Annotated in this window: 12 protein-coding genes; 4 read left to right on the plus strand and 8 right to left on the minus strand. The window is 67.9% G+C overall.

What is annotated here, in order from left to right:
- Positions 1–57: 57 nt before the first annotated feature.
- The gene (gene rpsU / locus Q7V45_RS14920) at positions 58–261 is read right to left on the minus strand and encodes a 30S ribosomal protein S21 (protein WP_304853479.1); all 204 of its coding nucleotides are present in this window, start codon (positions 259–261) and stop codon (positions 58–60) included.
- 156 nt (positions 262–417) lie between these two features.
- Here rpsU and Q7V45_RS14925 point away from each other — a divergent pair, with 156 nt between their 5' ends.
- Entirely contained in the window at positions 418–1,047 is a 630-nt protein-coding gene (locus Q7V45_RS14925) for a COQ9 family protein (RefSeq protein WP_304853482.1), read from the plus strand.
- Here Q7V45_RS14925 and Q7V45_RS14930 read toward each other — a convergent pair.
- Genes Q7V45_RS14930 through Q7V45_RS14940 form a run of 3 tightly spaced genes read right to left on the minus strand, consistent with a single transcriptional unit; the run spans position 992 to position 2,857 of the window.
- Positions 992–2,095 (minus strand): 5-(carboxyamino)imidazole ribonucleotide synthase, encoded by a 1,104-nt coding sequence (locus Q7V45_RS14930; RefSeq protein ID WP_304853485.1) that lies wholly within the window; start codon positions 2,093–2,095, stop codon positions 992–994. The two genes, Q7V45_RS14925 and Q7V45_RS14930, sit on opposite strands and share 56 nt — an antisense overlap.
- Complete coding sequence (purE, locus tag Q7V45_RS14935) at positions 2,095–2,625, minus strand: 5-(carboxyamino)imidazole ribonucleotide mutase (RefSeq protein WP_304853488.1); 531 nt, start codon at positions 2,623–2,625, stop codon at positions 2,095–2,097. Before purE ends, Q7V45_RS14930 begins: the two co-directional genes overlap by 1 nt.
- Positions 2,626–2,632: 7 nt before the next feature.
- Complete coding sequence (locus Q7V45_RS14940; RefSeq protein ID WP_304853490.1) at positions 2,633–2,857, minus strand: YdcH family protein; 225 nt, start codon at positions 2,855–2,857, stop codon at positions 2,633–2,635.
- A gap of 94 nt (positions 2,858–2,951) precedes the next feature.
- Here Q7V45_RS14940 and Q7V45_RS14945 point away from each other — a divergent pair, with 94 nt between their 5' ends.
- Positions 2,952–3,515, plus strand: a complete 564-nt coding sequence (locus Q7V45_RS14945; RefSeq protein WP_304853492.1) for a TIGR02444 family protein — start codon at positions 2,952–2,954, stop codon at positions 3,513–3,515.
- A gap of 138 nt (positions 3,516–3,653) precedes the next feature.
- Positions 3,654–3,830 (plus strand): YdcH family protein, encoded by a 177-nt coding sequence (locus tag Q7V45_RS14950; protein WP_304853493.1) that lies wholly within the window; start codon positions 3,654–3,656, stop codon positions 3,828–3,830.
- Between the two features lie 3 nt (positions 3,831–3,833).
- Here Q7V45_RS14950 and Q7V45_RS14955 read toward each other — a convergent pair whose 3' ends face one another.
- From Q7V45_RS14955 to Q7V45_RS14970, 4 genes are all read right to left on the minus strand, one after another.
- Positions 3,834–4,142 carry a hypothetical protein gene (locus Q7V45_RS14955; RefSeq protein WP_304853496.1) on the minus strand — a complete coding sequence of 103 codons (309 nt, stop codon included), beginning with the start codon at positions 4,140–4,142 and terminating at the stop codon, positions 3,834–3,836.
- Entirely contained in the window at positions 4,126–4,851 is a 726-nt protein-coding gene (locus Q7V45_RS14960; RefSeq protein WP_304853499.1) for an AzlC family ABC transporter permease, read from the minus strand. The genes Q7V45_RS14955 and Q7V45_RS14960 overlap by 17 nt, the downstream gene beginning before the upstream one ends.
- Before the next feature lie 89 nt (positions 4,852–4,940).
- Positions 4,941–6,299 carry an SrfA family protein gene (locus Q7V45_RS14965; RefSeq protein WP_304853502.1) on the minus strand — a complete coding sequence of 453 codons (1,359 nt, stop codon included), beginning with the start codon at positions 6,297–6,299 and terminating at the stop codon, positions 4,941–4,943.
- A gap of 100 nt (positions 6,300–6,399) precedes the next feature.
- Complete coding sequence (locus Q7V45_RS14970; protein ID WP_304853504.1) at positions 6,400–8,289, minus strand: acyl-CoA synthetase; 1,890 nt, start codon at positions 8,287–8,289, stop codon at positions 6,400–6,402.
- A gap of 269 nt (positions 8,290–8,558) precedes the next feature.
- Here Q7V45_RS14970 and Q7V45_RS14975 point away from each other — a divergent pair, with 269 nt between their 5' ends.
- A complete protein-coding gene (locus Q7V45_RS14975) occupies positions 8,559–11,735 on the plus strand; it encodes a bifunctional cytochrome P450/NADPH--P450 reductase (protein WP_304853506.1) in 3,177 nt (1,058 codons plus the stop codon).
- The last annotated feature ends 335 nt before the right edge of the window (positions 11,736–12,070 follow it).

Consider the following 12,070-nt stretch of genomic DNA (forward strand, 5'->3'; position numbering starts at 1 on the left):
CCAAACAAAAACCCCCGGGGATGCCGGGGGTTGTCGTCTCGTGCGAGGAGGGGAGGACTAGTAGCCCTCGCGCTCCATGCGCTTGCGCATCAGCTTGCGGGTGCGGCGGATGGCCTCGGCGCGCTCACGGGCGCGGCGCTCGGAGGGCTTCTCGTAGTTGCGGCGGAGCTTCATCTCGCGGAAGATGCCTTCGCGCTGCATCTTCTTCTTCACGACGCGCAGCGCCTGATCGACGTTGTTTTCACGAACGAGAACCTGCACTTCGATCGCTTCCTTCCAATGCGGCTTGGCCCGCGGATCGTCCGGGGCCGGAATTCAGAGGCCGCGTAGGTATCACAGGCCGATACCCTTGGGAACCCCCCGATTGGGGCCTATATTCCACGGATGACCGAACAAAACACCCAGAATTCACCGGAAATGGACCCCGACTCCGCCCTCCGGGATCGGCTGGCGGACGAGTTCATGGCCGAAGCGGCGTTCGACGGCTGGACGCGGGCCGCCCTGGCGGCCAGTGGCCGGGCACTCGACCTGCCGACGGGGGAGGCCGACCGTCTGTTCCCGGGCGGGCCGCTCCAGGCGCTGACCTATGTCAGCGAGCGCGCCGACCGGCGCACGGTCGAGGACATGGAAAAGGAGGGAATTCCCGCCCTCAAGATCCGCGACCGCATCAAGAGCGCGGTCCGCCTCCGGCTGGAGCGCCATGCCGGCCCGCGTGAGGCGGCCCGCCGGGCGCTGTCGACGCTGTCGCTGCCGCTCAATGCCGGGCTGGCGCTGAAGCTGCTTTATAAGACGGTCGACGCCATGTGGTACGCGGCCGGCGACACCAGCACCGACTTCAATTTCTACACCAAGCGCGCCACCCTGGCGGGCGTCTATTCGTCGACGCTGCTCTACTGGCTGAACGACCGGTCGCCCGGTGCGGAGGCGACCTGGGCCTTCCTCGACCGCCGCATCGACGACGTGATGAAGTTCGAGAAGCTGAAGGGGCAGATCAGGTCGTGGACGGGCCCGAAGCGGCCGGGCGCGCGGCCGGCAGCACGTAGGTGACGTGGCCCATCTTGCGGCCGGGGCGGGCCTCCGCCTTGCCGTAGAGATGCAGCCGCGCCGTCGGCTCCACGAGATAGCGCTGCCAGTCGTCGGCCTCGTCGCCGATCAGGTTCACCATCCGCGAGGGCGCCAGCACCTCGACGGAGCCCAGCGGCAGGCCGCAGATGGCGCGCACGAGCTGCTCGAACTGGCTGGTGGCGCAGGCGTCCAGGGTCCAGTGACCCGAATTGTGCGGCCGCGGCGCCATCTCGTTGGCCAGCACCCGCCCGTCCTTGGTCACGAACATTTCCAGCGCCACCAGACCCACCAGATCGAGGCCCTGGGCGAGTTCGACGCCGAAGCGCTCCGCCGTCGCCAGGGTCGTCGCCGGCAGGCCCGAGGGCACGGTGGTCGTGCGCAGGATACCGTCGCGATGGCCGTTGATGCCGATCGGGAAGCAGCGCGTCGCGCCGTCGAGCCCGCGGGCGACGATCGCCGAGACCTCGCACTCGAAGTCGACCATCGCCTCGAGGATGCATTCGCGCCGGCCGAGCCTCGCCCAGGCGGCTGAGAGTTCGGCCCGGTCGGCGACGCGGGCCTGGCCCTTGCCGTCATATCCCTCGGTGCAGGTCTTCAGGATGCCGGGCAGGGCGGTGGCGGCCGCGAAATCGGCCTCGGAGCGGATGGGCTGATAGTCGGCCGTGCCGATGCCCAGCTTGCGCAGGAAGTCCTTCTCGCGGACGCGGTGCTGGGCAAAGTGGATGGGCTTCACGCCCGGCCGCACCGGCTTCAGCTCCTGGCATTCCAGGACGGCGCCCTCCGGCACGTTCTCGAATTCGTAGGTGACGACGTCGACCTGGGCGGCGAAGCGGGCGAGGGCCTTGGCGTCGTCATAGGCCCCGCGGACATGGCCGGCGCAGACCTGGGCGGCGACCGGATGGTCGTCGGGGGCGTAGACGATGCAGGGGTAGCCCAGGCGGGCGGCCGCCAGGGCGGTCATGCGGCCCAACTGGCCGCCGCCCAGGATCCCGATGGTCGATCCCGGCGGCAGAGGTCGGGAGGCCGGCATCAGCGATGAGCCGGGGCGTCGTCGGTCGGGATCTTGGCGACGGCCAGCGACTGTCGGGTTCGCCAGGCTTCCAACGCCGCCATGATCTGGGCGTCGCCAAGACCAACGATGGAGGCTGCAAGAAGGGCAGCATTGATCGATCCGGCACGTCCGATCGCCAAGGTGCCGACGGGAATGCCGGCTGGCATCTGGACGATGGAAAGAAGACTGTCCTGTCCCTTGAGGGCGGCACTTTCGACCGGGACGCCCAGAACTGGCAGCGGGGTCATGGCGGCGGTCATGCCCGGCAGGTGGGCGGCACCGCCCGCGCCGGCGATGATGACCTTCAGGCCGCGCCCTTTTGCGCCCGAGGCGTAGTCCATCATGCGCTTCGGAGTCCGATGCGCCGAAATGATGCGCGCCTCGAAGGGGACACCCAGCGCCTCCAGAGTCTCCGCGGCATGCCGCATGGTCGACCAGTCGGACTGGCTGCCCATGATGACACCGACCACCGGCTTGGCGGCCGGGCGTTTGCTGGTTTTCTTGGCCATGACTCTCTCAGGCGATGATATCGGGAATGAGCTGGCTTTCCAGCCGGAGGATCTGGTCCTTCAGACCGAGCTTGCGCTTCTTGAGCCGCTGGAGCTGGAGCTGGTCGAAAGGCGGCTTCTCGATCAGGCGATCGATCACCTCGTCGAGGTCGCGATGCTCGCTCTTCAGGGCCTCAAGCTTGGCCTTGATGGTCTGGGCGTCCGGCAGATCCGACGACGTCAAGTCATTCATGCGGGGCGCACTCGTCCAGGCAGGCTAGCCACGTCGCTCCCGGCCGTGTACCCCGGAGCCCGCCCAAAGGGAAGCACGCAAAAGCCAACCAATCGTGTCGGACTTTCTCCCCCACCCGTTCTGGAACTTCTCGCTCGAACTCTATGCCGGCGAGGGCGTGGCGGAGGCCTGCCTCGACCTGCAGGAGCGGCGCGGCTGCGACGTCAACATCCTGCTGTTCTGCTGCTGGCTGGGCGCTTCCGGCCGGCCGACCCTGACCGCCGAGCGGCTGCGCGCCATCCTGGCCGCGAGCGAGGCCTGGCAGTCGGACGTCGTGAAGCCGCTGCGCGAGATGCGGCGGCGGCTCAAGGACAAGGTGTGGCCCGGCGCGCTGCCCGAGACCGTCGATGCCGTCCGTCGTCGGGTCGCCGATGCGGAACTGGCGGCCGAGCATGCCGAGCAGCTCAAGCTGGCGAGCCTGCATTCACCGTCCGCTGATCGCGAGCGTCCTCTGGAGAAGCGCCTGCGGGCGGCGGTCGGCAATCTTGGCGTCTATGCGGTGTGCCTGGGCGTCGTGCCGGACGAGGCGGATCGCAAGTCCGTGGCGGCCCTGATGCGCGCCACCTTTCCCGCCTTTGCAGCGGTGGAAGTCGCGGAGGCCGTCGGGCTCGCGGCTTGAACCGATGGTTCAATACTGCTGACGGGTTATTCACATTCTTCGTGTGACCGTTCGATTACGGGTTGATTCGACGTGACTCGACCCAATGTCAGAGTCAGACTTCCATCGTCCCGCTAACAAACTCGGAGGTATCCGACTATGAGCACCGTGGACCACATCGAAGCTCTCAAGAACAAGCATGCGACTCTTGAGCACGCGATCCGTAAGGAGACGACGCGGCCGCATCCCGACGACGATGCGCTCTGCAGCCTCAAGAAGCGAAAGCTCATGATCAAGGACCAGATCGTCCGACTGAGCGAGCCGACCTCCCACTGATCCTCAGGTGAGGCCCGCCCAGCGGGCCAGTGCCACGGCGCCGACGGCGCCGAACAGGCCGGCGGTGAACCCTCCGACCGTTCGCGTCAGTGCGGCGCCGACCACGGCGCCGACGACGAAGGCGCCACCGCCCTGCGTCAGCGGAACGACGGCGGCTGACACCAGCACCGCGCCGGGCGCGTGGTCGAGCAATGCGTTCACGAAACGATAGCGGCCAAGCCATCGCATGGCGATGAAACCGCCGCCCTTGGCCGCCATGGCGGCGAGCGCCATGACGAGAATCGCGATGAGATTCTCAGGACTGGCGGACATGGCCGTTCCTGAGGTCTCGCAGCGCGCCGAAGAGGCCGCCGACCAGACCGCCGATCACGATGTACCAGTTGCCACCGATCGCCCACTTGGCGGCGAGCGCGGCTGCAATCGCGACCGCCCAGGGCGCGATATCCCGCTTGCCGCGGAACAGGATGGTAGCCACCACGACGAACACGGCCACGCCGACGAAATCGAGGCCGAGGCGTCGCGCCGTGGCGGGATCGGAGAGCAGACCGCCGGCGGCAAGGTGGCCCGCCAAAGTCGAACCCGACCAGATGCAGGCCATCACGAAGCCGCCGCCCAGGAACTTGCCGAGATCGCCGTGGCCGCGGCGATACTCCGCGATGTTGACCGCCCAGTTCTGGTCGACCGTCACGTACCAGACCGGCGGCTGCAGCCACCACGGCAGGTGCGGCAGATGCGGCTGCAGCGCCGCGCCCATCACGAAGTAGCGCAGGTTGGCCACGAACACCGACACGGCCAGCGCAATCAGCGGCAGAGGCTGGGCCCAGATGTCGAGCGCCACCATCTGGCTGGTGCCGGCCATGACGGTGAAGCTCATCAGCGTCGTCTCGAAGGCGCTCAGGCCCTTCTGGGCGGCGGCGACACCGAAGCCGATGCCGAAGGGAAGCGAAGCGAGGCCGGGCAGGATCATGCGCAGGGCGCCGGCCTGGAAACTGCGCCACGTGACGCGCGCGGAAAGGGACACGGAAGCTACCGGATGAGGAAGGGAGCGGCACTCTATGGGACATGCCGGCGTGCCGGAACCGAGTTTAGCTCAACCGTGCATTAGGCGGGTCAGTTCAGCTTGTGCAGGTTGACCGACCAGCGGACGGGCGCGCCGTAGGCATTGCGCGACTGGCCGCTGCAGATCGCCACGTTGTCGGCGCCGCGCTGGCAGACCAGCTGGTCGGCGAACCAGCGCGAGCCGTCGTTGCAGGTCGAGTCGGCATCGCGCAATCGCAGGACCGCGCCCTCGAACCGCGCCTGGGCGCGCGTGCGGCAGGCGGTGCGGCCCCGCCGCCACTCGAGCTGGCCCGCACCGCTCGCGTCGAAACAATAAGACGAGACGCCCGGCTGCATCTGCAGCGCCTCGTGGCGGAACGGGTCGGTGCGCCAGCAGCCCTGCATGAAGGAATAGTCGTTGGTCGGCGCATTGGGCAGGCGCAGGCGATCGTCGGCCGGGTTCCGCGGCGTCGGCGCGGGTGCGGGCTTCGGTGGCGCGACCTTGGGTGGGGCAGGGGCGGGTGGCGGTGGCGCGACCGCGACCTGGGGAGGTTTCGGCGGTTCGGGCGGTTTGCAATCGGCGATCCGCCGCTTCAGTTCCGCCTCGGCCAGGGCCAGCTCGACCTTCAGCACGCGCTCGCGCGACTGCTCGGTCGAAAAGGACGCTTTCAGCGCCGGCAACGGGTCGGGCGGGGCATCGGGTGCCGGGGGAGCGTCCGGCCCCTCGCGCGTGGCGATGGCCACGTCGGGCGGGACGGGCAGCAGGCCGCGCAGGGCCCAGGCACCGGCCAGCAGCAGCAGCAGGAGCGGCAGGGCGGCGGCGAGCGTGCGCCACCAGGGAATGCCGGCGGCTGGAACGAGAGCGGGCAGGGTGGACGCCGGCGCCCGCTGCGCGGCTTCGAGCACGGGGCGCCGGCCCGACACGCCTGCGTCCGGCACGCGGGCATCGGGCACGCGCGGCAGGGCGAGGGGCAGCAGCGCGTTGGCCGCTTCCGTCTCGTAGCCCCAGGCGACGATGACGGGCCGGTCGCCGACCAGGAAGACGAAGGCAGGCGACGGGGCGCGCGCCGCGAGCTTCAGCGACAGGCCGACGACGCCGGTCTCTTCCTTGGGCCCATGGCCGGCGAGCAGGTCGCCCAGTCGCCGGATTTCCGCCAGCGTGCGCTCGACCGCGGCCAGGATGGCCTCGCGCTCCGTCGGCGGCAGGTCGGTGACGGCGCGAACCGGGCCGGACCAGCCGGCGTACCAGTCGATGCCCTGGTCGTTCTCATGGAGCTGCGGATCGGCCAGCAGGTCGGCGGCTTCGTCGCCCAGGCGCCGGCGCACCACGCGGCGAAGCTGGGGCGCGGCATTGTGCAATGGCTCGCCGCGTACGCCGAGCGGGCGCACGCCGCTGCGGGTGGTCACGATGAGCGTTGATTCGCCGGGCATGGGATACCGAACCTAGCCCGGCGATTATGGCGGCGCGATGGTTTGCCGTCGTTACTGCAGGCAATGCGTCAGTTTGGTCACCTGTTGGCCACGCGCCGCGTCAGGCGGCCTTCGCCCACTCGCGCAGCACGAACTTCTGCACCTTGCCGGTCGAGGTCATCGGCAGGTCGCGGAACACCACGTAGCGCGGGCACTTGTAGCCGGCGAGGTTGGCGCGGCAGTGGGCGATGATGTCCGCTGCGGTGGCCGTGGCGCCAGGCTTGAGCGTCACGAAGGCGCAGGGAGTCTCGCCCCACTTCTCGTCGGGCTTGGCGACCACGGCCGCGTTTGCGACGGCGGGATGGGCGATGATCACGCCTTCGACCTCGATGGTCGAGATGTTCTCGCCGCCCGAGATGATGATGTCCTTGGACCGGTCGCGCAGCTCGATGTAGCCGTCCTCGTGCATGACGCCGAGGTCACCGGAGTGGAACCAGCCGCTGGCGAAAGCGTCGCGTGTGGCCGCCGGGTTCTTGAGGTAGCCCTTCATGGTGATGTTGCCGCGGAACATGACCTCGCCCATCGTGGTGCCGTCGCGCGGCACCTCCTTCATGGTCGTGGGATCCATCACGGTCACGCCGTCCTGGGCCGCGTAGCGCACGCCCTGGCGCGCCTTCAACCGCGCGCGGTCATGGGCGGGCAGCGCGTCCCACTCCTGGTGCCATGAACAGATCGTAGCAGGGCCGTAGACCTCGGTGAGGCCATAGACGTGGGTCACCCGGAAATTCTGCTTTTCCAGCGCCTCGAGCACCGCCGCGGGGGGCGGCGAGGCCGCGGTCATGAACTCGACCTTGCGGCCGAGCGGCCGGCGTTCGGCTTCGCTCGCGCCGATGATGAGCTGCATGATGATCGGCGCGCCGCACATGTGGCTCACGTCGTTGTCGGCCAGCGCATCGAAGATCGGCTTGGCCGCAGGGCGGCGCAGGCACACCGAGGTGCCGGCCACCAGCGCCAGCGTCCAGGGGAAGCACCAGCCGTTGCAGTGGAACATCGGCAGGGTCCAGAGATAGACCGGGTGCAGGCCGATCGGCCATTGCGTGGCGTTGCCGTAGGACGAGAGCGTGGCGCCGCGGTGGCTGTAGACGACGCCCTTGGGATTGCCGGTCGTGCCCGACGTGTAGTTGAGCGAGATCGCGTTCCATTCGTCCGACGGATAGGACCAGGCGAAATCGGGATCGCCGTCGGCGATGAACTCCTCCCAGGTCGTGTCGCCGATCTGCGCGCGGTCCTCGCACTCGGGATCGTCGATGTCGACGACCAGCGGCTGGGTCCTGGCGATCGCCAGCGCCTCGGTGACGACGCGATGGAACTCGCGGTCGACCAGCAGCACCTTGGTCTCGCTGTGGTCGAGGATGAAGGCGACCATCGCGGCGTCGAGGCGTGTGTTCAGAGAATTCAACACGCCGCCTGTCATCGGCACGCCGAAATGCGCCTCGTACATCTCGGGAATGTTGGGCGCCATGATCGCCACCGTGTCGCCGATGCCGATGCCGACCTTGACCAGCGCCGAGGCAAGCCGCCGGCAGCGTGCATAGGTCTCGGCCCAGGTCTGACGGCGTTGGCCGTGGATCAGCGCGAGGTGATCGGGATAGACGCTGGCGGTGCGCTCGATGAACTGCAGCGGGGTAAGTGCCGCGTAATTCGCAGGCGTCCTGTCGAGGTCGCGCTCGTAGATGTTCTGCGCGGCGAGGGCGGTCTTGTGCGACACCGGACGCGGCGCGGCGAGGCGGGTTACCGAGGTGCGGCTCTTGACCGAGCGACGCAGGCCGGGACGGGCAATCTGCTTGGGCGCCAGCTTCCTGGGAGCAGGAGCCTTCTTCGGAGATGAGGCCTTCTTTGGCGCCGCTTTCTTGACGACCCGCCGGGCAGGCTTCTTCGCCTTTGCGGCGACCTTGCGCTTGGCCGGACGCTTCGACGTCCCGCTGCTCTTTACCGTCTTGCGCTTGGCCATGATGTCTTTCCGTTCGCCTCCCCGTGCAGCGACACTCTCTCACAGGGCGGCTTGCCTATTCCAGCTTATATCCAGGTCTTTCAGCAGCTTCGCGAAATGGATCTGGTCGCTGCGGACTCCACCCATCCCCGACCCGACCGATGTGGGTCAGAACTCTCAGCTCTCACGAAGGCGTCGACAAGGTGCGAGGGGACAGGCCATTTTAGATCGAGTCACGACGTCGGCCGCTGGTCCTCGGGAACTCGAACTTTGTGTGAAGGCATCGCATCATGTCGCTGAATGAGCCGGTTCCCCAACCGCCCCTGAAACCCATCGTCGGCAATCTCACGGAATTGCAGGGTGGCTGTCCGGTCCAGAGCCTCATGGCGCTCGCCCGCACCTACGGGCCGTACTTCAAGCTCACGATCATGGACCGCGACGTCCATGTCGCCAGTTCGCAGGAGCTGGTCAACGAGCTGTGCGACGAGACGCGGTTCGGCAAGCGCATCCAGGGGGCGCTGAAGGAGATCCGGGCGGTTGCCGGCGACGGGCTGTTCACGGCCTATGGCCACGAGCCCAACTGGGCGAAGGCGCATCGTATTCTCGTTCCGGCGTTCGGGCCGATCGCCATCCGCGGCATGTTCGACAGGATGCTCGACATCGCCGACCAGATGTTCGTGCGCTGGGAGCGGTTCGGGCCCAGCGCCGTCATCGAGGTCGCCGACAACATGACGCGCCTCACGCTCGACACGATCGCCCTCTGCGCCTTCGATTATCGCTTCAACAGCTTCTACCAGGACGACATGCATCCCTTCGTTTCCGCCATGGTGGGAACGCTGCAGGAAGCCTCGAACCGCGCGCGCCGGCCGAAGCTGCTGAGCAACCTCATGCTGTCCAAGGCGCGCCAGTTCCAGGCCGACAAGGAGTTGATGGACCAGGTCGCGCGCGAACTCATCGCCGAGCGGCGGCGCGATCCGAAGGGCAACGAGAAGAACGACCTGCTCAATCTGATGCTCAACGGCGTCGATCCCGTCACCGGCGAAAAGCTGAGCGACGAGAACATCGGCTATCAGATGATCACCTTCCTGATCGCCGGTCACGAGACCACGAGCGGGCTTCTGTCCTTCGCGACCTATCTGCTGCTCAAGAATCCCGACGTCCTCCAGAAGGCGCGGGCCCTCGTCGACGAGGTGCTCGGCGAGGAGGTGCCGCGCGTCGAGCATCTGGCACAGCTTCGGTACATCGAGCAGATCCTGATGGAGAGCCTGCGTATCTGGCCGACCGCTTCGGTGTTCTCCGTCAGCCCGCACAAGGACACGGTGCTGGCCGGGAAGTACCCGCTCACGACCAAGGACATCGTGATGGTCCTCGAGCCGATGCTCCATCGCGACCCCAAGGTCTGGGGCGACGACGTGGAAGCGTTCAGGCCCGAGCGCTTCGCCCCCGAGAATGCCAGCCAGTTGCCGCCGAATGCCTGGAAACCCTTCGGCAATGGCGCGCGGGCCTGTATCGGGCGGCCCTTCGCCATGCAGGAAGCCCAGCTCGTCCTCATCCTGATGCTGCAGCGCTTCGATTTCGTGCTCGACGACCCGTCCTACACGTTGAAGATCCACGAGACGCTGACGCTCAAGCCCGAAGGGCTGCGCATCCGTGCGCGGGCGCGCCGCACGGGAACGTCGTTGCGGCGCAGCGCCGTGCCATCGACGCCGCAGAAGGCGCTGACGCCGCAGCCCGCTCGGCGCCCGGCCGCGGATGCCGCCACCACGCCGCTGTTGATCCTGTATGGCAGCAATACCGGTTCGTCGGAGGCCTTCGCCAACCGCATCGCCGACGAGGCGCCGGCCAACGGCTTCGCGCCGACCGTGGCGGCGATGGACGACTATGCGGGCAACCTGCCGCGCGAGGGGGCGATCGTCGTGGTCACGGCGTCCTACGAAGGCCAGCCGCCGGACAATGCCCGCCAGTTCGTCTCCTCTGTCGAGGCGCTGCAGGAGGGCGCGTTGGCCGGCGCGCGCTTCGCGGTGTTCGGATGCGGCAACCGGCAATGGGCGCGCACCTACCAGGCGGTTCCCAAGCGAGTCGATGCAGCCTTGGCCAGGGCCGGCGCCACACGCCTTGCCGAGCGCGGCGAGACGGATTCGGGCGGCGACTTCTTCGGCGCCTTCGACGAATGGTGGGCGGGCTTCCTGCCGCGCCTGCGCGAGGCGCTGGGCAAGGAGGCTGCGGCTGCGCCGGCCGCGTCCGGTCTGCAGGTCGAGTACGTCAAGGACGGTCGCGAGGGCGCGCTGCGGCTGGGTGACCTGCAACGCGGCATCGTGGTCGAGAACCGCGAGCTGGTGGACATGAGCGCGCCCAATGCGCGGTCGAAGCGGCACCTGGAATTCTCGCTGCCCGCCGGGATGAGCTACCGCGCGGGCGACTATCTGGCCGTGCTGGCGACGAATCCCCAGGAGCTGGTCGATCGCGTGCTGCGCCGCTTCGGGCTGGCGCGCGACACGCTCGTGGTGCTTCGTCGCGAGGGCGCGGCCAGCCTGCCGATCGGCCGGCCCGTCAGCTGCGGCGAGCTGCTGTCCAACTATGTGGAACTGGCCCAGCCCGCGACGCGCGCCCAGGTGGCTGCGCTCGCCGCGGCCACGCCCTGTCCGCCCGAGCAGGCCGAACTGGAGGCGATGGCGGGCGAGGCCCACGGCACGCTGGTGCTGAAGCCACGGTGCAGCGTCCTCGACCTGCTGGACCGCTTCCAGTCCTGCGCCCTGGGCTTCGGTCCCTATCTCGACATGCTGCCGCCCATGCGGGCCCGGCAGTATTCGATCTCGTCGTCGCCGCTGTGGAAGCCCGACCACGTCACCCTGACGGTCGCCGTGGTCGATGCGCCGGCCTACTCGGGAACCGGCACCTTCCGCGGCGTGGCCTCGTCCTACCTGGCGCATCTGCAGCCGGGCGACCGGATCTCGCTCGCGGTGCGCCCGTCCAACGCCCGCTTCCATCCGCCGGCGGATCCCAGGACACCGCTCATCCTGATCTGCGCCGGCTCCGGCATCGCGCCGTTTCGTGGCTTCCTGCAGGACCGCGCGACGCAGAAGCAGGGCGGCCAGGATGTGGGACCGGCCTTGCTCTTCTTCGGCACTAACCATGAAGGCGTCGACTATCTCTATCGCGACGAACTCGAGCAATGGCAGGCGGCGGGCGTCGTCACGGTCCTGCCGGCCTTCTCGCTGCAGCCTCGCGGTGAGGTGTCGTTCGTGCAGCATCGGGTGTGGGAGGAACGCGCCCGCATCGTGGAACTCTTCCGGCAGGGCGGCAGCGTCTTTGTCTGCGGCGACGGGCAATACATGGCGCCGGCCGTGCGCGAGACGCTGGTGCGAATCTATCGCGAGGCCTCGGGCGCCAGCGAGGCCGATGCCCAGAAGTGGGGCGAGATCGTCGAACACGAGCACGGGCGCTACGTTTCCGACGTCTTCGCCTGAACCCCGGCGGGGGCAGGGCTTTCGCATAGGGCCCGGAAAAGCCGGAATAGTTGGCGTTCCTAAGGAGGCAAAAGGTCCCTCACTGCGTTCGGGATGACAATTTTGTTGAGATTTAAGCAGTGCGCCGATCCAACAAGTGGTGTCATCCCGAACGCAGTGAGGGACCTTTGTCATCCAGGGCGGGGGTTACCCCGCCCGTGATGACAATGTTGTTGGGATTTGCGCAGTGCGCTGAACAAACAAATGGTGTCATCCCGAGCGTAGAGAGGGACCTTTGCCTGATATGCGATAGCCCGTCCCTGCGAGTCGGTTTCACATAACCACATTGCGACGGG

It is taken from the genome of Reyranella sp., assembly GCF_030651995.1.
Taxonomy (GTDB): domain Bacteria; phylum Pseudomonadota; class Alphaproteobacteria; order Reyranellales; family Reyranellaceae; genus Reyranella.